General features: G+C 75.2%; 18 protein-coding genes and 1 pseudogene. 9 read left to right on the top strand and 10 right to left on the bottom strand.

Annotation, left to right across the window (positions count from 1 at the left end):
• The first annotated feature begins 178 nt into the window (after positions 1–178).
• Positions 179–1,114, top strand: a complete 936-nt coding sequence (locus ACFY0X_RS18380; RefSeq protein ID WP_387755778.1) for a class I SAM-dependent methyltransferase — start codon at positions 179–181, stop codon at positions 1,112–1,114.
• Positions 1,098–1,676 (top strand): GNAT family N-acetyltransferase, encoded by a 579-nt coding sequence (locus ACFY0X_RS18385; RefSeq protein WP_387755780.1) that lies wholly within the window; start codon positions 1,098–1,100, stop codon positions 1,674–1,676. The genes ACFY0X_RS18380 and ACFY0X_RS18385 overlap by 17 nt, the downstream gene beginning before the upstream one ends.
• Before the next feature lie 48 nt (positions 1,677–1,724).
• On the opposite strand, the pseudogene ACFY0X_RS18390 reads toward ACFY0X_RS18385, so the two are convergent.
• Positions 1,725–2,219: pseudogene (locus ACFY0X_RS18390) on the bottom strand (alpha/beta hydrolase fold domain-containing protein); the annotation flags it as partial.
• Positions 2,220–2,311: 92 nt separating this feature from the next.
• On the opposite strand from ACFY0X_RS18390, the gene ACFY0X_RS18395 reads away from it, so the two are divergent.
• Positions 2,312–4,393, top strand: a complete 2,082-nt coding sequence (locus tag ACFY0X_RS18395) for a hypothetical protein (protein ID WP_387755782.1) — start codon at positions 2,312–2,314, stop codon at positions 4,391–4,393.
• A gap of 109 nt (positions 4,394–4,502) precedes the next feature.
• On the opposite strand, the gene ACFY0X_RS18400 is transcribed toward ACFY0X_RS18395, so the two are convergent.
• The gene (locus tag ACFY0X_RS18400; protein WP_387755784.1) at positions 4,503–5,519 is read right to left on the bottom strand and encodes an NADP-dependent oxidoreductase; all 1,017 of its coding nucleotides are present in this window, start codon (positions 5,517–5,519) and stop codon (positions 4,503–4,505) included.
• Between the two features lie 194 nt (positions 5,520–5,713).
• Here ACFY0X_RS18400 and ACFY0X_RS18405 point away from each other — a divergent pair, with 194 nt between their 5' ends.
• Positions 5,714–6,283, top strand: a complete 570-nt coding sequence (locus tag ACFY0X_RS18405) for a Uma2 family endonuclease (protein ID WP_387755786.1) — start codon at positions 5,714–5,716, stop codon at positions 6,281–6,283.
• A gap of 60 nt (positions 6,284–6,343) precedes the next feature.
• Here ACFY0X_RS18405 and ACFY0X_RS18410 read toward each other — a convergent pair whose 3' ends face one another.
• The 4 genes from ACFY0X_RS18410 to ACFY0X_RS18425 all read right to left on the bottom strand — a co-directional run bounded on the left by ACFY0X_RS18410 (position 6,344) and on the right by ACFY0X_RS18425 (position 11,299).
• The gene (locus ACFY0X_RS18410; RefSeq protein WP_387755788.1) at positions 6,344–7,390 is read right to left on the bottom strand and encodes an LLM class flavin-dependent oxidoreductase; all 1,047 of its coding nucleotides are present in this window, start codon (positions 7,388–7,390) and stop codon (positions 6,344–6,346) included.
• Positions 7,391–7,684: 294 nt separating this feature from the next.
• A complete protein-coding gene (locus ACFY0X_RS18415; protein WP_387755790.1) occupies positions 7,685–8,074 on the bottom strand; it encodes an SCO5389 family protein in 390 nt (129 codons plus the stop codon).
• 111 nt (positions 8,075–8,185) lie between these two features.
• Positions 8,186–9,730 carry an MFS transporter gene (locus ACFY0X_RS18420; RefSeq protein ID WP_387755792.1) on the bottom strand — a complete coding sequence of 515 codons (1,545 nt, stop codon included), beginning with the start codon at positions 9,728–9,730 and terminating at the stop codon, positions 8,186–8,188.
• Between the two features lie 171 nt (positions 9,731–9,901).
• Positions 9,902–11,299, bottom strand: coding sequence for an NAD(P)/FAD-dependent oxidoreductase (locus ACFY0X_RS18425; protein ID WP_387755794.1), 1,398 nt, complete (start codon positions 11,297–11,299; stop codon positions 9,902–9,904).
• Positions 11,300–11,521: 222 nt separating this feature from the next.
• On the opposite strand from ACFY0X_RS18425, the gene ACFY0X_RS18430 reads away from it, so the two are divergent.
• Entirely contained in the window at positions 11,522–11,725 is a 204-nt protein-coding gene (locus tag ACFY0X_RS18430; protein ID WP_387755796.1) for a hypothetical protein, read from the top strand.
• 19 nt (positions 11,726–11,744) lie between these two features.
• On the top strand, positions 11,745–13,208 hold the full coding sequence (locus tag ACFY0X_RS18435) for a carboxylesterase/lipase family protein (RefSeq protein WP_387755798.1): 1,464 nt from the start codon (positions 11,745–11,747) through the stop codon (positions 13,206–13,208).
• Between the two features lie 62 nt (positions 13,209–13,270).
• Here the strand turns inward: ACFY0X_RS18435 and ACFY0X_RS18440 are convergent, their stop codons facing one another.
• The 3 genes from ACFY0X_RS18440 to ACFY0X_RS18450 all read right to left on the bottom strand — a co-directional run bounded on the left by ACFY0X_RS18440 (position 13,271) and on the right by ACFY0X_RS18450 (position 15,352).
• Complete coding sequence (locus tag ACFY0X_RS18440) at positions 13,271–13,801, bottom strand: hypothetical protein (RefSeq protein ID WP_387755800.1); 531 nt, start codon at positions 13,799–13,801, stop codon at positions 13,271–13,273.
• 109 nt (positions 13,802–13,910) lie between these two features.
• Positions 13,911–14,519 (bottom strand): ester cyclase, encoded by a 609-nt coding sequence (locus ACFY0X_RS18445; protein ID WP_387755802.1) that lies wholly within the window; start codon positions 14,517–14,519, stop codon positions 13,911–13,913.
• Between the two features lie 89 nt (positions 14,520–14,608).
• Positions 14,609–15,352 carry an SDR family oxidoreductase gene (locus tag ACFY0X_RS18450; protein WP_387755804.1) on the bottom strand — a complete coding sequence of 248 codons (744 nt, stop codon included), beginning with the start codon at positions 15,350–15,352 and terminating at the stop codon, positions 14,609–14,611.
• Positions 15,353–15,482: 130 nt separating this feature from the next.
• On the opposite strand from ACFY0X_RS18450, the gene ACFY0X_RS18455 reads away from it, so the two are divergent.
• Positions 15,483–16,421 (top strand): LysR substrate-binding domain-containing protein, encoded by a 939-nt coding sequence (locus tag ACFY0X_RS18455; RefSeq protein WP_387755806.1) that lies wholly within the window; start codon positions 15,483–15,485, stop codon positions 16,419–16,421.
• A 21-nt stretch (positions 16,422–16,442) separates the two neighbouring features.
• Here ACFY0X_RS18455 and ACFY0X_RS18460 read toward each other — a convergent pair whose 3' ends face one another.
• Complete coding sequence (locus tag ACFY0X_RS18460; RefSeq protein ID WP_387755808.1) at positions 16,443–16,844, bottom strand: ArsR/SmtB family transcription factor; 402 nt, start codon at positions 16,842–16,844, stop codon at positions 16,443–16,445.
• 113 nt (positions 16,845–16,957) lie between these two features.
• On the opposite strand from ACFY0X_RS18460, the gene ACFY0X_RS18465 reads away from it, so the two are divergent.
• Both ACFY0X_RS18465 and ACFY0X_RS18470 read left to right on the top strand, forming a co-directional pair.
• Positions 16,958–18,937, top strand: a complete 1,980-nt coding sequence (locus tag ACFY0X_RS18465) for a heavy metal translocating P-type ATPase (protein ID WP_387755811.1) — start codon at positions 16,958–16,960, stop codon at positions 18,935–18,937.
• A 313-nt stretch (positions 18,938–19,250) separates the two neighbouring features.
• Positions 19,251–21,167, top strand: coding sequence for a glycoside hydrolase family 5 protein (locus ACFY0X_RS18470; RefSeq protein ID WP_387755813.1), 1,917 nt, complete (start codon positions 19,251–19,253; stop codon positions 21,165–21,167).
• Positions 21,168–21,259: the final 92 nt, after the last annotated feature.

Below are 21,259 nucleotides of genomic sequence, written 5' to 3' on the forward strand. Positions count from 1 at the left end.
TCCTTCGCGGTACGGCGGACGACCGGCCCAGTGTGCGGGCCGGAGTTCGCCGGGCGCACCGGATTTTCGGCGGCGGGGGCAGGACACGGAGGCAGGGCGGCGAACGGCGCAACATGTGTTGCGCCCCAGGGCAATGAGTGTTGACGCCGCCCGCCGCCGGTCCGTACAGTGCCGGGCCATGGACACGGGTGATCTCGGGCGGCGGGTGGCGGCGGACGTGGCCGGTGGCGGCGGAGTCGACGGGCTGCGGCGGTTGTCGGGGGTGATCGAGGCGCTGGAGGAGCGGCGGACGGAGCTGGTGGAGGAGCTGCGGCGCGGGCGCGAGGCGACCTGGGAGGAGATCGGGCGGGCCTGCGGGATGACGCGGCAGGGGGCGACCAGGCGGTGGGCCGGGCGGCTGCGGGCGCGGTCGTTCGGGGCGGCGGCGGACGCCTACCAACACGGCCGGCCCGGCTATCCGCCGGCGCTGATCGGCTCGGCGGTGCCCCGGGAGGCCCGCAGGGTGCTCGATCTGGGCGCCGGGACGGGCAAGTTGACCGGGCAGCTGGTCGAGGCGGGCCTGGACGTGGTGGCGGTCGAGCCCGACGAGGGGATGCGGGCGCGGCTGGCCGCGGCGGTGCCGAGGGCGGCGGTCCGGGCGGGCTCGGCCGAGCGCATCCCGCTGCCGGACGCCAGTGTGGACGCGGTGGTGGTGGCGCAGGCCTGGCACTGGTTCGACCCGGCGGCCGCGGTGCCGGAGATCGCCCGGGTGCTCGTCCCCGGCGGGACGCTCGCCCTGGTGTGGAACATCCGGGACGAGTCCGAGCCCTGGACCGCCGCCCTGGGTGAGCTGATGCGCCCTCCGACGCCGCAGCGGATCGACACCCGGCCGGTCCTCCCGGCGCCGTTCGGCGCGCCCGAGCTGCTGGAGATCCGCTGGGAGCACCTCACCACCCGGGCCGGGATCGTCGACATGGTCGCCTCCCGCAGCTATGTGATCGCGCTGCCGCAGGAGGCACGGGTCCGCCTGCTGGCCGACGTCGAACAGCTGCTGGCCACCCACCCGGACCTGGCCGACCGGGACGAGATCGCCGTGCCGTACCTGACGAGGTGCACCCGTGTCCGTCTCGGCTGAGCGCGCGCGGCCGGTGCTCCTGCGCCGCCTCGGCGCGGCGGACGCCGTACCGTACCGGGCCTTCCGCCTCCAGGCGCTGCGCGAGTCGCCGAGCGCCTTCACCTCCAGCCACGCCGAGGAGGCGGGCAAGCCGATGTCCGTGACGCTGCGCCGGCTGGCCGAGGCCGAGGACGGGCCGGGCGCCCTGATCGGCGCCTTCGACGGCACCGGCGCGCTGGTCGGCACCGCCGGGCTGAAGGTCCCGCAACGCAGCCAGGAACGGCACAAGGGCACGCTGTACGGCATGGCGGTGGCCCGCGGCGCCGCCGGCCGGGGGATCGGCCGCGCCCTGGTGCGGGAGGTGCTGCGCACGGCGGAGGACGGACGGCTGCGGCAGGTGCTGCTGACCGTCTCCGAGGGCAACGAGCCGGCCCTGCGGCTCTACACCGCCTGCGGCTTCGAGGTGTGGGGGCGGGAGCCGAGGGCCGTCCTGGTCGACGGCCGGGCGGTCGCGAAGCTGCACATGGTGTGCCTGCTGGACGGGGCCCGGGCGGCGGCCGGGGCCCTGAGAACAATCCGCTGACGACGGCCCCTGTCGAGCGGCCCGGAAGCACCGCGCGCGGAGGCCCGGTCACCGGTGGAGGAGGCGCCGCAGCCAACGGGTGCGGGCGTCGTGGGCGTCCTGGCTGATGACGGCGTGCGGGGCGAGGGTGTCGAACCCGTGGCAGGCGCCGGGCCACACGTGGAGTTCGGCCTCGCCGCCCGCCCGCCAGATGGCGTCGGCATAGGCGACGGCCTCGTCCCGGAAGATCTCGGCGGACCCGACCTCGACGTACGCCGCGGGCAGTCGGGACAGGTCGGTGGCGCGGGCCGGGGCGGCGTACGGAGAGAGGTCGGCGGCACCGTACCGGTGGCCGAGCAGGGCCTGCCAGGCGGTGGCGTTGGAGGTGCGGTCCCAGGTGTCGTGGCCGGCCAGCTGGTGGCTGGAGAAGGTGTCGCCGCGGTCGTCGAGCATCGGGCTCAGCAGCAGCTGGCCGACCGGTGCCGGACCGCCGCGGTCGCGGACCAGCCTCCCAGCCCCACCCGTGCGGGACCGCGGCGCCCCCGAACCGCCCGGGACCGACCGGCGCGTCCGCGGCGCGTCCGTGGCTCCCGTCGTCGGGCCAGTCCACCACGGTGGCGGGGGAATTGTCGGTCCCGCCTGCGAGCATCCCGCCCATGGACCTCACCACCGCCCTCGCCGGGCTCGACGCCCACCCCTGGGCCGACCTCTCGCACGCCTACGGCCCCGCCGAGGACCTGCCCGACCTGCTGCGCGCCCTCGCCGAGGGCGACGAGGCTACGGCGGAGGAGGCGGTCTCCGAGCTGTACGGGAGCATCCTCCACCAGGGCACGGTGTACCCGGCCAGTGCGGACGCCGTGCCCTACCTGGCCCGGCTCGCCGCCGCCGGGGTCCGGACGGTCGACGTGCTCGGCCTGCTGGGCGGGTTGGCCGAGAGCGAGGGCGAGTGGGAGGTCCCGGACGGTGCCGTCCGGGCCGCGGTGGCCGACCAACTTCCGCTGCTGCTCCCGCTGTTGGCCGACCCGGACGAGACCGTCCGGCTGACCGCCGCCTGGGCCGTCGGCCACACCGGGGACGCCGGGACGGCGCCGGCCGCCCTGTGGGAGCGCTGGGCCGCCGAGGAGAGCCCGGACGTGGCCGCCGAACTGCTCGTCGCCCTCGGCCGGGTGGACCTGGGCGCGGCCGCCGCGGAAGCCCGGGTACGGCTCGGCGAGGAGACCCCGGCGCCGCTGCGGCTGGCGGCAGTCCTGGTCTGCCTGAAGAACGAGGACCGCTGGGAGGCCGCCCACCACACGGCCGTGCTCGGCCTGCTGCCGGCCCGCGAACTCACCGTCGACCGCTACAGCGTCCACCACGAGGAACTGCTGCTCGCCGTCGTCGACACCCTGCTGGACCGCGACACCGACGCCGACCGCGAGGCCGCCCTCACCCTGCTGGAGGCCGCGCTGGGCGACCCGCGCCCCGAGGTGCGGGCCGAGGCGCTGTGGGCGGCCGACCACGCCTGCTACGTCTCGCGCGCCGCCCCGCCGCGGCTGATCCAGGCCGTCGCCCCGCTCGCCGCCCAGGACACGGCGGCGAGCCTGCTGGCCAAGCTCGGCCCGCTCGCCGCCGAGGCCGCGCCGGCGCTCCTCGAACTCGCCACCCGGCCGGACGACAGGGCGGCCGACCAGGCCCTCGCCGCACTGGTCCGGATCGCACCCGGACAGGCCGCCCCGCTGCTCGCCCGGGACCTCGCACGGCGCCCGGAAGCCCGCCGCGCCGCGGGCGACTCCCGTGCCCCCGCGTTCCCGTTCGCCCCGGAGCTGCTCGCCGCCGTCCGCGGCCGGCTCGCCGCCGACGGACTCGGCGACAACGAGACCGCCGACCTGGTCAACCTGCTGCGCCGGTGGGGCCCGCGTGCCGTCGACGGCCTGCCCGAGCTCTGCGCGGTGCTGCCCCGCTTCCCGTACGCCGCCTCCGCCGTCGCGGCCGTCGTCGCGGGCGGCCCGCCCGACGCCCGCGAACGGGCCGCCCAGGCCCTGCGGGCGAACGCCGGCCCGCTCCAGGTGGCCCGCGCCCACCACGACGTCACCGGCGAACCCGCCCTGCTGCTCGACGCCGTCGCCGAACGGCTGGCGGCCTCGCGCGAGCGGGCCGAGGCGGCGCAGGCGGCCGCCGACCTGGGCGCGGCCGCCGCCGGGCTGCTCCCGGACCTGCTCGCGGCGGTGAGCACGGAGCCGGAGCCGACCGTCCCGCAGCTGGACGCCGACATCGCCACCGCCCGCGCCCTCTGGCAGATCGACGGCGACGCCCAGGAGGCCGTCCGGATCCTGGCGTCCGTCCTCGACCGCACCGCCGGGAACGGGCCGTGGTACCGCTGGACGACGGTCCGCGCGCTGCGCGCCGCCGCCTCCCTCGGGGCGGCCGGCCGGGACCTCGCGCCCCGGCTGGAGGCGCTGCTCGACCAGCCGCAGGACGCCGCCGGCGCCGCCCGCGCCCTGCTCGACATCGCCGACCCCGACACCCTCGACGTCGGCCGCCTCGCCCGGGCCGCGCTCCACTCCGTCGAGACGGACGCCGACGTCACGGGCGGCTGCGAGGCCCTGCACGCGCTGGGTGCCGCGGCCCGGGAGACCTCGCTGCTCCCGTACGTCGGGGACCTCGTCGAGCGCGACCGCCGGATCGTCACCTCCGGCCTCGCGTACGACATCATCGGCGAGGACGAGCGGCTGCGCGCCCTGCTGGCCGAGCTGCGCTGACCCGGCCGCCCCGCCGGCCGCCCCGCCGGCCGACCCGCCGCGCCCGCCGTCCGCGCCCGGTCCCCGGGCGGCCGTGCGGGGGGTGACGGACGCCCGGGGAGTCCGCTCGTCAGACGAGCCGCAGCACCAGCTTGCCGGTGTTCTCACCGCGGAACAGCATCCCGAAGGTCTCCGGGAAGTCGTCCACGGTGCCCTCCACCACCTGCTCCTTGACCTTGATCCGGCCCGCCGCGATCCAGCCCGCGATCTCGGCGGCCGCCTCCGGGTACCGGCGGGCGTAGTCGAACACCACGAAGCCCTCCATCCGGGCCCGCCGCACCAGCAGCGACAGGTAGTTGGACGGGCCTTGCACGGCGCCCTCGTTGTTGTACTGGCTGATCGCGCCGCAGACCACCACCCGGGCGTGCATCGCCAGGCGGGTCAGCGCGGCGTCCAGGACCGGGCCGCCGACGTTGTCGAAGTAGACGTCGATGCCGTCCGGGGCGTGGGTGCGCAGGGCCTTGCGGACGTCCTCCGCGCGGTAGTCGATCGCGGCGTCGAAGCCCAGCTCACCGGTGAGCAGCGCGCACTTCTCCGGACCGCCCGCGATCCCGACCACCCGGCAGCCCTTCACCTTGGCGATCTGGCCCACCAGGCTGCCGACCGCCCCGGCGGCGCCGGAGACGACGACCGTCTCGCCCTCCTTGAGCGCCCCGACCTCCAGCAGCCCGAAGTACGCCGTCATCCCGGGCATCCCGAGGGCGCCCAGGTACGTCGACAGCGGCGCGAGCGCGGGATCGACCGTGAGCGCGCCCTTCCCGTCCGACACCGCGTACTCCTGCACCCCGAACGCCCCGACCACGTGGTCGCCGACCCGGAACTTCGGGTGGTTCGACGCGACGACCTCCACCACCGAACCGGCCCGCATCACCTCGCCCACCCCCACCGGCGGCAGGTACGACGGCCGGTCGTCCAGCCACCCCCGCATCGCCGGATCCAGCGACACGTACCGCGTCCGCCCCAGGAACTCCCCGTCCCCCGGCTCCGGCACCGCCTCCGCCACGTGCGCCCAGTCCTCCGGACGCACCTCCCCGACCGGCCGACTGGCAAGACGGATCTGACGGTTGACTCCGGTGGCTCCGGCCATGACGTCTCCTGGTCACTCGGGATCGACGGCTGAACGCGCCGATTCTAAGCAAGCGCTTATTCATATGGCCAGAGAGTGTCCGGAATCAGTGGGTAGGCCTGGTGGTGCGTGCATATGCAGGCGCGATGCGCCGGTAGGCTTGCCGCCGGGCAGCCCCTGAGCGCGGAGACCGGCGCCTGACAGGAGAGCACTACGTGAGCACAGCGCACCTCGGCCCGGGCGACTACAGCCACGTGCCGAACCCCGAACAGGCCCTCAAGTACGCCATTCGGCACATCGCGGGCGAACGCGTTGAGATCGTCGAGGGAGTCATCACCCCCGTGTCGCCGTCTTGGGAGCACGAGAACACCGTCGATCTGATCCGCCTGCAGATCGGGCCCCGTCAGCGCGAACTCGGACTGCGTTCGGGCTCGGGCAACCTCGACTTGCCGGGCACCGAGAACTTCTACATCCCCGACCTGGCCCTCGTTCCGGTGAAGCTGGCCGTGAACAATCCCGGCGCGTTGCTTCCCGACCAGACCGTTCTCGTGGTCGAGGTCACCTCTCCTTCGAACGCCGACACCGACCGGATCGTGAAGCGCCGCCGCTACGCCCAGTTCGGTGCGCCGCTCTACCTCCTGGTGGACCGGCAGGAACGGGCCTGCACGCTGTTCTCCCAGCCGGGGGCGCTCGGTTACACCCGGGTCGAGGGGCCGCATCCGTTCGGGGTGCCGGTGCGGTTGCCCGAGCCGTTCGAACTCGACCTGGAAACCGGCGAGTTCTGACTCGGGGGCGGGCCGGGTCGCGGTCCGATCCGGCGGGGTCCCGGGTGGGCCGGCGGTCGCTCAGCCCTGGTGCCCGGGCTCGGGCGACCAGCCGAGGGCGGGGCCGAGGCGGGTGGCGAGGTCGGTGAGGATCTGCACGTAGTCCTCGTACGCGAAGGTGAACGGCAGTGCGAAGGCGACTTCGTCCACCTCGCGGTAGCCGGCGTGGGCGTGCAGCCGCTCGACGAGCTCCTCGGTGGTCCCGACCAGGTCGGGGGCGAACAGCAGTCGGGCGGGGCCCTGCGGGGTGAGGGTGCGCGGGGTGCGGGCGAGGGCGTAGGCCTGGTACCTGGCGCGCTGTTCGGGGGTGGCGCTGTCGGTGGGGATGACCACCAGGCCCTGGGAGACCCGGGCGCGTCCGCCGTCGGGGTGATGCTCGCGGAAGGCGCGGATCTGGGCGGCCTGGATGGCGGCGAAGTCGAACGGGCCCTCCTCGCCGGGGTCCTCCGGCTTGACCACGCTGCTGGTGAGGAGGTTGAGCCCCTGCTCGCCGGCCCAGCGGGCCGAGCGCAGGCTGCCGGCGCCGTACCAGAGGCGGGAGGCGAGGCCGGGGGAGTGCGGCTGGACCCGGCGGGAGTACACCTCGACGCCCTCGGTGCCGGCGAAGCCGGAGGCGTCCTCGCCGCGCACCAGGGCGAGCAGCCGTTCGGCGCGCCGGGGCCCGAAGTCCTCCTGCTCGCCGGTGTCGGGGTAGAGCGCGCCGCGCACGTGCTCGTAGTGGGTGGGCGGGCCGACGCTGAAGCCGGGGTTGAGCCGGCCGCCGGAGAGCACGTCGACGGTGGCCAGGTCCTCGGCGAGCCGCAGCGGGTTCTCCCAGCCGAGCGGGGTCACGGCGGTGCCGAGCTGGATGCGGCTGGTGCGCTGGCTGGCGGCGGCGAGGACGGCGAGCGGGGAGGAGATGCCGTACTGGAGGTGGCGGTGGCGCAGCCAGGCGCTGTCGAAGCCGAGCCGCTCGCCGAGCGTGATGAGGCCGAGGGTGGACTCGTGGCCGCGGCGCGGGTCCGCCTCGTCGAAGAGCCCGATGGTCAGGAAGCCGAGTTTCCGCAGCGGGCGAGGGGTCGGCGACATGGCGGGCTCCGCGGGGTGAGGCGTGGTGAGGGGCGAGGTCGCGAGGGGGGCGGTGGGGCGTGGCGAGGGGTGGCCCGGGGCGGGCCGGCCGGCTGGTGCGTTCCGAACGTACGCAGGCGCCGCGCCGCCCGACAAGATCGACGCGCGATCCGGACACAGGCCCGCAACGGAACGCAACGGAACGCAACGCCCGGCAACGATCGGCAACCCCCCGCAACGGCGCGCAACGCGGCGGCACGTACGGCGGCCCCCACCCCGTCGAGCGAGGGTGGGGGCCGCCGCGTCCGGGCGCCGTCAGCAGCTGCGCAGCTCCGGGCTCTGGTTGCGGATCTGGTTGTGCAGCGAGGTGAACTCCCGGTACGCCGCGCCGTCCTCGGTGCCGGGGCGGAAGGCGCCGACCCGGTGGCAGTTGACGAAGGCGAGCTTCACCCCGAAGTGGTCCTCCAGGCTGCCCCGGATCGCGTTGCTGGCGAGCGCGCGCAGCAGCTGGGCGCGCTGCTCGTCGCTGGGCGTGGTGTTGTCGGTGGTGAACTCCTCCTGGCCGGCGGCGAGTTCGGTGCTGAGCCCGGCGACGACCTGGTAGGCGTACGGGAGCGAGGTGCGGACGGTGTCGAGGAAGTCGGCCTCGTCGACTCGGCCCTGCTGGGCCTGGGCGAGGAGGGCGGGGGAGACGTCGAGCGACATGGGTGTCCTCTTTCGGGCGCGTCGGGGTTCGGTGGGCGGCGTTCGCCCGCAACAGTTATCGAAGATGAAAACCATTGCAAGGAAGACTCTCCCGGTCATCCTGACGCCCTGTCAAGCTCCGCCCCCCGGAGGGCTGACGGCGGGCGGCGGCGGCACCCGGCCGGCCTTGATCACGAACACCGCGACCGCCACCGCGAGCGCCGCGAACACCAGGCCCAGCTGGAACGCGCTCGCGATGCCGTGCACCAGCACCTGGTCGGAGTACGGTGCCGGGAGCCGGCCGGTGGCCCGGAACTGGGCGGCCTGCTGCGGGGTGGCCTGCCGGAGGAACGCCCCGGCCTGCTGCCGGGCCTCGGTGCGGCTGGCCGTGCCGTACACGGTGACCAGGATCGACAGCCCGAGCGAGCCGCCCACCTGCTGGGTGGTGTTGAGCATGCCGGTGGCCGCGCCGGTCTCGTGCGGGGCGACCCGGGAGACGGCGGTCAGCATCACCGGGACGAAGATCGAGCCCATGCCGAAGCCGAACATCAGGGTCGGCCCGAGGATGCCGCCGAGGTAGCTGCTGCCGATGTCGATCCGGGTCGCCCAGATGACCCCGCCCAGCACCAGCAGGGAGCCGGCCACCAGGAAGGGCTTGGCGCCGAACCGCGTCTGGCTGCGGGCGGCGAACTGGGCGGCGGCCACGATCGCGACGCTGATCGGCAGGAACGCGAATCCGGCCCGCAGCGGGCTGAAGTCGAGGACCTCCTGCACGAACAGGGTGATGAAGAAGAAGATGCTGAACATCGTCGCGGCCATGCAGAGCATCAGCCCGTACGCGCCCGAGCGGTTGCGGTCGCGGAACAGGTGCAGCGGGGTGATCGGCTGGGGCGCCCGCCGCTCGTGGGCGAGGAAGCCGGCCAGCAGGACGACGGCGAGGCCGAACGCGGTCAGCGTCACGGTGTCCGTCCACCCGTGGTCGGAGGCGCGGATGAAGCCGTACACCAGCGAGACCATGCCCGCCGTCGCGGAGAACGCGCCGGTCAGGTCGAAGCGCCCGGGGTGGCGCTCGGACTCGTTGATGTAGAGCGGCGCCAGCAGCGCGATCGCGATGCCGATCGGCACATTGACGAAGAACACCCAGCGCCAGGACAGCCAGGAGGTCAGCATGCCGCCGAGCAGCAGCCCGATCGCGCCGCCGGCCCCGGCGACCGCGGAGAACACCCCGAAGGCCCGGTTGCGCTCCGGGCCCTCCCTGAAGTTGGTGGCGATCAGCGCCAGCGCGGTCGGCGAGGCGATGGCGCCGCCCAGGCCCTGGAGCGCCCGGGCGGCCAGCAGCCAGCCGGAGGACTGCGCGACCCCGCCGAGCAGCGAGGCCAGGCTGAACACCAGCACCCCGACGACGAACACCCGCCGCCGCCCGAGGATGTCGCCCGCCCGCCCGCCGAGCAGCAGCAGGCCGCCGAAGGTGAGGGTGTAGGCGTTGATGACCCAGGACAGCTCGGTGGTGTTGAACCGCAGCGCCTGCTGGATGTGCGGCAGCGCGATGTTCACGATCGTGATGTCGAGGACGACCATCAGCTGGGTCGCCGCGATGACGGTCAGTGCTATCCCCGGGTGCTGGCCCCGACGTGCGGTCGCGGGCGGAGCCTCGGCCAGGGCGCGCGAGGTGGCCATGGCAGGTCCCCCAATGGGTTCGGGGGTGAACGACGGGCAAACGACGGGCAGGGGACGGATTCGTTCACCACTACCGACGGTATCCCCGGGAGATAGGGAACACAATCGTTCATTACGGACATCCGGCCACGGCGAATCCCTCGCGCACCCGCCTGCCCGCCCGCCCGGCCGTCAGCTGTCGAAGCCGAGGCCGAAGCGGTCCAGGGTGCGCAGCCAGAGGTTGCGGCGCCCGGCGTCGGCGTCGGCGCGGGTGAGGGCCCACTGGGTGATGCCGATGCCGATCGAGCGGGCCGGCTCGGGCGGGAAGGGCAGGGGCTTGCGGCGGACCATCTCCAGCGCGGTGCGCTCGGTGCGGGCGCCGTCGAGCAGGTCGAGCATCACCTCGGCGCCGAAGCGGGTCGCGCCCACGCCCAGGCCGGTGAATCCTGCGGCGTAGGCGACCCGGCCGTCGTGGGAGAGGTCGAAGAAGGCGCTGAACCGGGTGCAGGTGTCGATGGCGCCGCCCCAGGCGTGGCTGAACCGGACGCCCTCCAGCTGGGGGAAGGTCCGGAAGAAGTGCCGGGCGAGGGTGGCGAAGGTCTCCGGCCGCTGGTCGCGCTCGGCCCGGACCCGGCTGCGGAACTGGTGCACCACGTCGTAGCCGCCGAACAGGATGCGGTTGTCCGCGGACAGCCGGACGTAGTGGAAGTGGTTGGCGCTGTCGGAGAAGCCCTGGCGCCCCCGCCAGCCCACCGAGGCGAGCCGCTCCTCGCTCAGCGGCTCCGTCATCAGCGCGTAGTCGTAGACCGGCACGGTGTACGGGCGGTGGCGGCGCAGCAGCGAGGGGAAGGCGTTGGTGGCGAGCGCCACGCGGCGGGCGGCGACCCGGCCGTACGGGGTGCGGACGGTGATGCCGCGCGGGGAGCCGGTCAGGCCGGTGGCGGGCGTGTGCTCGAAGATCCGTACGCCCTGGTCGAGGCAGGCCCGCCTGAGGCCCCAGGCGAGGCGGGCGGGGTTGAGCATGGCGACGCCGTTGCGGTCCCACAGGCCGCCGAGGAAGGTGGGGGAGTCGATCTCGGCGCGGACGGCGTCGCCGTCCAGGACGTCGAGCCGGCTGTCGTGGCGGGCGGCGAGCCCGGCGAACTCGTGCAGCTCGCCGACCTGGTGGGGCTCGGTGGCGACGACGAGGGAGCCGGTGCGCTCCCAGTCGCAGTCGATGCCGTGGCGTTCGAGGGTGTCCTCCATGGCCTGGAGGTTGGCGGCGCCGAGCCGCTCCAGGGTGTGGAGTTCGTCGGGCCAGCGCTGGTACCCGTTGGCGAGGCCGTGGGTGAGGCTGGCCTCGCAGAAGCCGCCGTTGCGGCCGGAGGCGGCCCAGCCGGCCTCCTTCGCCTCGACGAGGACGACGTCGAGCGAGGGGTCGCGCTCCTTGGCGATGAGCGCGGTCCACAGCCCGCTGTAGCCGCCGCCGACCACGAGCAGGTCGCAGCGCACGTCGCCGACCAGGGCGGAGGCGGCCGCGGGCCGGGCGGGGTCGTCCAGCCAGAACGGTACGGGCTGGGCGTCCTGGAGGGCGCGGACGGGGTCGGCCATGGCGGTGGCTCCTTCGGTGCATGGCGTCGGTTCGCGGAGGGGCGGGCCTCCGTGTGCCGCCATCAGACCGGGGCGCCCGGCTCAAAGTCAATGGTGTTGACATAAGGCTGCGGGTTCAGCGGGCGGGCGCCGTCCCGGTCCCGTCCGCCCGCTGGACCACCGTCGGCCACGGGCGCGAGATCTGGCACGCCTACGAGCCCGCCGGCGCCGGCGGGCTTCGCCGTGGCCCTCGGCTTCTGCGGGCACCGCCCCGCCGACGCCTGCACCGAGACCGACCCCGACGCCGACGCGCTCGCCCTGCGGCGCGACGGCCGGATCTCCGTCACCCCGGTCACCCCCGACCGGACCTATGGTGTCCGCACGGCCGACCACCGGGAGCTGAACCGGCTCCGGCACTACATCGACCACGAGGCGCCGCGCCCGTGACCCGCACAGGAGAGCACGCATGAGCACCGCAGGACCTCAGCGGCACCCGGTCGTCCCCACCGGCCGGGGCCCGGTGCGCGGCGAGCGCCGCGCCGGCGGCGGCGTCCGCTTCCTGGGCATTCCGTACGCCCGACCACCCGTCGGCGAGCTGCGGTTCGCCGCCCCGGTGCCGCCCCGGCCGTGGACCGAGGTGCTGGACGCGACCGAGTACGGGCCGACCGCGCAGCGCCGTCCGTTCGGCGAGGTCACCACCATCCCCGAGCCGACCGTCCCCGGCGCGGGCATCCTCAACCTCAACGTCTTCACCCCGGACCCGACCCCGGCGGCCGGACTGCCGGTGCTGGTCTGGATCCACGGCGGTGGCTTCGTCGCCGGGTCCTCGGCGAGCCCCTGGTACGACGGCGCGGCCTTCAACCGGGACGGCGTGGTCGTGGTGTCGATCGGCTACCGGCTCGGCGTCGAGGGCTTCCTGCACCTGGCCGACGCCCCCGACAACCGGGGCGTACGGGACTGGATCGCCGCGCTGGGATGGGTGCGGGACAACATCGCCTCCTTCGGCGGCGATCCCGCCAAGGTCACCGTCGCCGGGCAGTCGGCCGGCGGCGGCGCCGTGCAGACGCTGCTCGCGACGCCGGCCGCCCGGGGGCTGTTCCGCGCGGCGATCTCGGTCTCCGGCGCGGTGATGCGCCCGCAGGACCGTGCCACCGCCGAGGCCGTCAGCCGGGTGTTCACCGCCCGCACCGGCGTACCCGCCACGGCGGCCGCCCTGCGGGACGCCACCGACACCGAACTGCTGGCCCTCCAGGACGCGCTGGACTCCGCCGGGCCGGATCCCGACGGGCTGCCCGCCCTGCCCCTGGCGCCCTTCGCCGACGGCGAGTTGGTGCCGGTGCCGGTGCCGGAGGCGATCGTCGACGCGGACGTCCCGCTGCTGCTCGGCTTCACCGCGCACGAGTTCGCGGTTCCGGCGGGGGAGGACGCCCCGGCGGCGGGGGACGCCCCGGAGGGCGAACTGCTGGGCCTGCTCCATGCGTTGGGCCTGGACGACGGCAGCCGTGCCGCCCGCTTCCTCGCCGAGCGGCCGGCCGCGTCCGGCGGCGACGCGATCACCGACTGGCTGTTCCGCGCCCCCGCCCTGGCCATCGCCGAGGCCCGCGCCGAGCGGCAACGGCCCACCTGGCTCTACCAGTTCGACTGGTCCGGGGCCGCCCCCGGCCGCATCGGCCAGGCCTACCACTGCATCGACCTGCCGTTCGCCTTCGACCTGCTGCACGCCGAGGGCGTCGAGGCCGCCCTCGGCGCCCACCCGCCGCAGCCGCTGGCCGACGCCGTCCACGGGGCCTGGGTCGCCTTCGTCCGCGACCTCGACCCGGGCGCCGCCTGGCCGCCGTACCAGGAGGGCCGCGCCACCATGCGCTGGCACACCGAACCCCGGGTGGAGCGCGACCCGCTGCGCGCCGTCCGGGAGATCTGGCTCGGCTGACGGGCCGGGGCAGGGCGGGTGCGGCCCGGATCCGCTCCGGGCCGCACCCGCCCGCCCGCCGGCTACCGCGCCACCCGGCAGCGGCGCCGGTAGTAGGCGAAGGCGAGGGCGAGCACCAGCGGGCCCCAGAACACGAACAGGCCGCTGACGGCCGCCGCGAGCAACCGCCACCAGCCGTTGACGTACGGGACCTCCGAGAAGCCGGCGAGCTGGAAGGCAGCGAGCACCCAGTCCACGGTCAGCGCGGTGAGGGCGAGGCCCGCGACCGTGGCGGGGACGAGCACCGCGTACGGGCGGATGTTCCTGCCGCCGAGGACGGGGACCCAGTGCGGCACCACCTCGCCCGAGCGCCGCACCAGGCAGGAGCAGAGCAGCGCGAACACCTCGGACAGGATGCTCAGCGTGCCGACGTACCCCACGCTCGCCCACAGCGGCAGGTCCATGCGGGGCACGTCCATCCCCATCAGGAACCCGAACCCGATGGGCAGGCGCCAGAGGCACACCGGCAGGCCGAGCCACGGGATCGCGCGGGCGGTCCGCTCGGCCCAGCGCGGGACGGGGAGTTCGGTCGGGTGGATCGTCGTACTGGTCACCCGTCCAGCGTGCCGAGCGGGCGGCGGGCCGGAATCGCGCGTGCGGATGATCGGCCTCCCCCGGGTGGGGGAGGCCGATCATCCGCACGCGGGGCGGGGGCCGAGGGCGTCAGGCGTGGACGCCCAGCTGGGCCATCAGGGTCGCGTTGTCCTCGATGTGCCAGTCCTCGACGATCCGGTCGGTGCCGACGTGCTGGATGTCGATGGCGTTGAACTCGACGCGCTGGCCCTGGCCCCGCACCCCGTCGAAGGTGCCGGTGAAGTGGCCGCGGAACACCAGCCGGGCGGTGATCCTGTCCCCGGCGACCAGGACGTCGGACAGCTCGCAGGTCAGGTCCGGCACCGCGGCGCGGAAGTTCTTCGAGGCGAAGACCGGCCCGGCGGGGCCCTGCGGACGGCCCCCCGGCAGGGTGTTGTCCCGGAACTGCGGGCTGACCGCCGCGTCCAGGTACCGCTGCTGCCCGGTGTTCCAGAAGGTGTACAACTGCTGGGCCAGGTGCACCTCCTGGGCGGCGCGCCGGGCGCCGATCGAGCGGTCCACGGTGAGCGCCTTCGGCTGGACGAGGCCGGGCGTGCGGTCGATCAGGCGCTGCGGCCAGTCGCGGGCGGAGTCGTGGCGGCCGCCGTCGTGGGCGGGGGCGGCCGCGGCGGTGCCGCCCGCCAGGCCGGCCACCGCCGCGAGGACGGCGGCGGTACGGATCAGGGTGCGCGAACGCATGGGAACAGCTCCTCGGATCGGGTGGTCACGCCCGGGATCCGGGCGTGCGGGGGTGGCCGACGACGGCCGGAGATCGGGCGGGCCGGACGTCAGGCGAGTCGGCCGCCGCCGTCGACGTGCAGCACGGTGCCGGTGACGTACGGGTTGTCGATGGCGTAGAGGACGGCCTTGACCAGGTCCTCCGGGGTGCCGACGCGCCGGGCCGGGTTGCGCTCGGCCACGCCGCGCAGGAACGCCTCCTTGTCGGCGCCCAGGCCGTCCCAGGAGCCGGTGTCGACGATGCCGGGGGAGACGGCGTTGACCCGGACCGGCGCGATCTCCACCGCCAGCGCCTGCACCAGGAAGGCCAGCGCGCCGTTGGTGGTGGCCATCACCGTGCGCGCGGGGGCCGGGCGCCACGCGGCCACACCGGAGAAGAAGGTGAACGAGCCGCTCTCGGAGACCTGCCCGACCAGGTGCTTGGCCAGCAGCAGCGGGCCGATCACCTTCGCCGCGAACGCCCGCTGGACGTCGGCCGCGTCGAGCTCCCGCAGCGGGCCGTTGGCGGGCATCGCGGCGGTCGAGACCAGGTGGTCGAAGCGGCCGGCCCGGGCGGCGAAGGCGGCGATCGACTCCTCGTCGGCGATGTCCAGGGCGATCACCTCGGACGGGCCGGCCAGCTCGCCGGCCGTCCACTCCAGCTTGCGCGGGTCCGGGCCGGCCAGCACCAGTGAGGCGCCGGCCGCCGAGGCGGCCTTGGCCAGGGCCTGCCCGGTGCGCGAACCGGCGCCGACCACGACGAGCCGTCGGCCCTGGAGCGAGGTGGCGGCGGGCGCCGAGACGGAAACGGACATGGGGAACTCCTGAGGATCGTCGGGGTGTTCGGCCGCCCGCTGCTTCCCGCGGCGGCCACCCCACGACCCTCTCCCGACCAGGGATGATGAGTCCAAGGCTTGTTTTCTACCCCAGCGATAAAATCCGTTCATGGCAACACCCACGCTCAGGCAGCTCGAATACCTGGCCACCGTGGTCGACACCGGATCGTTCACCCGCGCGGCCGAACAGCTGCACGTCACCCAGCCCGCGCTGTCCCACCAGATCAGGGCCCTGGAGGGCGCCCTCGGCGGACCGCTGCTGGAACGCCTGCCGCGGTCCGTACGGCTCACCCCGATGGGCCGGGCGGTCCTGCCGCACGCCCGCGCCGCGCTGGCCGAGGCCGAACGCCTGCACGCGGCGGCCCGCCGGTCGGCCGGCCTGGAGGAGGGCGAACTGGAGGTCGCCGTCGTCTACTCGGTCAGCCTCGGCATCCTGCCGCCGGTGCTGCGGGACTGGCACCGCCGGCACCCCGGCGTGCGGATCCGGCTGCGCGAGTACTCCCACACCGGCCTCCTCCAGGCGGCCATGGCCGCGGGCCGCGCCGACCTCGCCATCGGCCCCGCGCCTACCGGCTGGGAGGGGCCGATCCGGGAGCTCGGCGTCGAGGAGTTCACCGTCGTGCTGCCCGCCGAGGACCCGCTGGCCGACCGCCCCGACGGCACCGTCGCGCTGGCCGAACTCGCCGACCGGGACTGGGTCCACTACGCCCCCGGCAACGGCCTCGCCGACCTGCTCGACCAGGTCTGCGCCCGGGCCGGCTTCCACCCCCGGGCGGCGATCCGCGCCGAACAGACCTCCGCCGCACCGCTGTTGGCGGCGGCCGGGCTCGGGCCGGCGCTGGTGCCGGCCAACATCGTCCCGGCCCGCTTCGAGGGCGTCCTGCTGCGCCCGGACCCCCCGATCCTGCGCGTCCTCACCGCCTACACCCGCACCCGTCCCGACCCGCTCACGGTGGCCTTCGCGGACCTCCTGGCCCGGCAGGCCCGGGTCAACCCGGTGGTCTCCAGCCGGTCGGCCGGGGCCGGGCCCGACGGGACGCGCGCCTGAACCCGGATGGCGCCGCGACGCTCAGCGCGCGGCGCCGCCGACCGGCCGGTCCGCGTCGTCGAGGTCGACGGCGTCGCTGAGGCCCAGGCGCAGGTGCTCGATGTGGTAGACGGCCTGGTCCAGCAGCGCGGCCACGTGGTTGTCGTAGAGCGCGTAGACGACCTGGCGGCCGTTGCGCTGCCCGACGACCAGGCCGAGGTTGCGCAGCAGGCGCAGCTGGTGGGAGCAGGCGGACTGCTCCAGGCCGACCTCGGCGGCGAGTTCGGTGGCGGCACAGGGGCCCTCGCGCAGCCGGGAGAGGATCAGCAGGCGGGACGGTGTGGCCAGGGCTTGCAGGGTGGTGGCCACCCGGGCAGCGCTGGTGGCGTCCAGGCGCGTGTGCGGGACGGCGGTGGCGGGGGCGGGGGCGGCTCCATGACCCATGAGGACCATCCTACAACTCATAGATGAAGAAGCGTTCATATGTTCATGTATGGTGAGTGAGCCATAGACCCGGCCCACGTCTGCCCGCGCCCGTCCCGAAGGGTCCTGCCCGCATGTCCTCCACCACCCTGGCCGAGCGCCCCGCGCCCTCGGCCGCGCCGCGTCCCGACACCGCGCCCCGCCGGCGCACCCGGGTGCTGTCGCTGCCCGAGGCCCGCTGGGCCGGCGCCGCGACGGTGCTCTTCCTGCTCGCGCTGCCGCTCCAGCTGGCCGGCGCCCCCGCCTGGGCCTGGGGCCCGCTGTACGCCCTCGCGTACGCCACCGGCGGCTGGGAGCCCGCCTGGGCCGGGCTCCGGGCGCTGCGGGAGCGGACCCTCGACGTCGACCTGCTGATGATCGTGGCCGCGCTCGGCGCCGCCGCCGTCGGGCAGGTCATGGACGGCGCGCTGCTGATCGTCATCTTCGCCACCTCCGGCGCCCTGGAGGCGCTGGCCACCGCCCGGACCGCCGACTCGGTGCGCGGACTGCTCGACCTCGCCCCGGCCACCGCCACCCGGCTGCTGCCCGGCGGCGGCGAGGAGACCGTGCCGACCGAGGACCTCGCCGTCGGCGACACGGTCCTGGTGCGGCCCGGCGAGCGGATCGGCGCCGACGGGCGGGTGCTCGACGGCGCCGGCGAGGTCGACCAGGCGACCATCACCGGCGAGCCGCTGCCGGTCGCCAAGGGCCGGGGTGACGAGGTGTTCGCCGGCACCCTCAACGGCACCGGGGCGCTGCGGGTGCGGGTCGAACGCGATGCCTCGGACACGGTGATCGCCCGGATCGTGCACCTGGTCGAGGAGGCCTCCGAGACCAAGGCGCCCACCCAGCTGTTCATCGAGAAGGTCGAGCAGCGCTACTCGATCGGCATGGTGCTCGCCACCCTCGCCGTCTTCGCCGTCCCGCTGGCCTTCGGCGCGGCCTTCACCGGCTCGCTGCTGCGCGCGATGACCTTCATGATCGTCGCCTCCCCCTGCGCGGTGGTGCTGGCCACCATGCCGCCGCTGCTCTCCGCCATCGCCAACGCCGGCCGGCACGGCGTCCTGGTCAAGTCCGCCGTCGTGATGGAACGGCTGGGCCAGGTCGACGCCGTCGCGCTGGACAAGACCGGCACCCTCACCGAGGGCACCCCCCGCCTGACCGACCTGCGGCCGCTCACCGGCTCCGGCCTCGACGAGGCACGGCTGCTGGCACTGGCGGCCGCGGCCGAGCACCCCAGCGAGCACCCGCTCGCCCGCGCCGTCGTCGCCGCCGCCCGCGGCCGCGGCCTGACCCTCCGCACCGCCGAGGACTTCACCTCCACCCCCGGCGTCGGCGTCACCGCCACCGTCGACGGCCGGGTCGTCGCGGTCGGCACGCCCGCCCGTCTGATCAACGGCCGCACCGATGCCGCCTCCGCCGAAGCCGCCGCGCTGGCAACCGCGTTGGAGGAGACCGGGCACACCGCCGTCCTGGTCGAGGCGGACGGCGTCCCGGTGGGCGTGCTCGGCATCGCCGACCGGCTGCGCCCGGACGCCGCCGCCACCGTCGCGTCCCTGCGGGCGCTGACCGGCACCGCGCCGGTGCTGCTCACCGGCGACAACCCGCGCGCCGCCGCCCGGCTGGCCGCCGAGGTCGGCATCGGCGACGTCCGGGCCGGGCTGCTGCCGCAGGACAAGGTCGCCGCCGTCCGGGAGCGGGAGGCGGCCGGGCGCAGGGTGCTGGTGATCGGCGACGGCGTCAACGACGCGCCCGCGCTGGCCGCCGCCCACACCGGCGTCGCGATGGGCCGGGCCGGTTCCGACCTCGCCCTGGAGACCGCCGACGCCGTCGTCGTCCGCGACGAACTCGCCACCGTCCCGGCCGTGGTGGCGCTCTCCCGGCGGGCCCGCTCCCTCGTGGTGCAGAACCTGGTCATCGCCTCGGTGTTCATCACCGTCCTGGTGGTCTGGGACCTGGTCGCCACCCTCCCGCTGCCGCTCGGCGTGCTCGGCCACGAGGGCTCGACCGTCGTCGTCGGCCTCAACGGGCTCCGACTGCTGCGCGAGGCCGCCTGGACCGGGGCGCGGGCCTGACGGCCTCGACCAGCGGATCCGACCGCTGCCGCTCGACGGCCGGTCCGAGCCGCTGATCCCGCCCGGCGACGGCGGCTTCGGCTGGTACCGCGGCCGGCGGGAGGCGCCCCGTCGCGCGGTCCGCTGCACGGGCTACCGGCCCGCCGGACGCACCGGGGACCAGCGCGCCGAGGACGGCCCGGGGGCGGACGCCGAGGACTGAGTGCGGTCCCGGCGTGCGCCCTTCCCGAACATGAGGATCCGTCATATTCTCGGTCCTCGCCGACGGTGCGGGACCAGGCCGTCGATCCCGGGCCGCCTCACCACAGCGGGGATGACCATGAAGAGTCCTGCGGCGCGACTGCTCGCCCTGGCCGCCGTCCTGCCGGTGCTCGCCGTCCTGGCGGCGGGCCCCGGGGCCGCGGCGCCGGAGGACGGCGAGCCGGCCCGGCCGGCCGCGTCCTGGACCGGCCCGCTGAGCACCCGGGGGCGCTACATCGTGGACGCCGCCGGCGAGCGCTTCAAGCTGAAGTCCGCCAACTGGGCCGGCGCCCAGGGCACCTGGCAGGGTAGCGGGAGCCCCGACGACCCCGCCGCCAACCAGGCCGGACAGGTCTCGCACAACATCCCGCTGGGCCTGGACCGGGTGCCGGTGGCCCGGCTGCTGGCCGACTTCCACGGGCTGGGCGTCAACAGCATCCGGCTGCCGTTCGCCAACGCGATGATCCACGACACCGTCCCCGTCCCGGACTCCGCCGTCGCCGCCAACCCGCAGCTGCGCGGCCGGACCCCGCTCCAGGTCTTCGACGCCGTGGTGGCCGCCCTCACCGCCGACGGCTTCGCGGTGATCCTCAACAACCACACCACCGGCTACCGGTTCTGCTGCGGCCTGGACGGCAACGAGCGCTGGAACAGCGGCCAGTCGACGGCCCAGTGGGAGGACGACTGGCTGTTCATGGTGAACCGCTACAAGTCCGACAAGCGGGTGGTCGGCGCCGACCTGCGCAACGAGGTCCGGCGGGACCTCTGGGACGACCCCAACTGGGGCCTCGGCGACGCCCACGACGAGTACGCCGCCTTCGAGGAGGCCGGCAACCGCATCCTCCAGGCCGACCCGGACCTGCTGGTCGTCATGGAGGGCATCAACTGGTACGGCGTCCCCGCCGCGGGGTTCAGCCACGGCCGCCCGATGCTCACCCCGGTGCGCAACCTCTCCAACACCCTGGTCGACTCCGGAAAGCTGGTCTACTCCGCGCACTTCTACGGTTACACCGGCCCGGCCAACACCGGTGCGGGCAGCGGCCCGGGAGCCACCGACGACCCCCGCTACCAGGACTTCACCCCCGAGCAGCTCGCCCAGGTGGTGGACGACCAGGCGCTGTTCGTCACCCGGGCCGGGCAGCACTTCACCGCCCCGGTCTGGATCAGCGAGTTCGGCGCGGGCGGCCGGGGCTCGACCGACGCCGAGGAACAGGCCTGGCTGCACGCGTTCACCGACATCCTGGTGCGCGGCGACACCGACTTCGCCTTCTGGCCGCTGGTCGGCTGGGCCGACGGCGCCGGCCGGCCGCTGGACACCTGGGCGCTGCTCTCCTACGGCCCCGACGGCAGGCGCACCGGTCTCACCGACCCCGGCGACTGGCGGGCCGCCGACTGGACCAGGCTGATCGGCGCCCCGGCGGTGAGCGGCCCGGTGCCCGCGGTGGACCACTGGAACATGCTCGACCTCGACCACGCCGACCGGAACCTCTCCCGGCGGATGCTCGCCCGCCCGGACTGGAGCCCCGGCAACCGCAAGGGCGACTGCCCGGACGGCCAGCGCCTGACCGCCCTGGCCCGCGGCGACAGCCGGGCGCTGTGCACCGACGCGGGCGAACCGGCCGCCGGCGGCGGCGACTGGACCACCGTCACCGACGAGCGCTACGTCACCCAGGGCGACTGGGCGTCCGGCTACGACAAGCTCCAGTGCCCCGACCGCGCCTTCGCCGTCGGCTACAGCGTGCGCGGCAACGGCATGGCCGCGCTGCTGTGCGCCCCCGCCGCCGCCCCGCTGCCGCTGACCGGCCGCACCCTCTGGTTCGACCGGGGCGACAACCGGCCCGCCACCGGCGGCTCGGTGGCGAGCGACTGGGCGCCGGGCCGCTACAAGGGCCAGTGCGCGGACGGCGAGTACCTGGCCGGCGTCGCCTCCACCTGGCAGCGGCTCCAGTACGGCGCCCCGGCCGCCCTGCTCTGCCGCCCGCTCGGCTGACCCGGCGCGGGAGGAGGGGCAGCGTCTCCGGACGCCCTCCGGCGCCCGACCGCGACCAGCGGAGCCCGACGGGCCCCGGCGGGCGGCGCACC

Source organism: Kitasatospora sp. NPDC001547, from assembly GCF_042894165.1.
Classification (GTDB): domain Bacteria; phylum Actinomycetota; class Actinomycetes; order Streptomycetales; family Streptomycetaceae; genus Kitasatospora.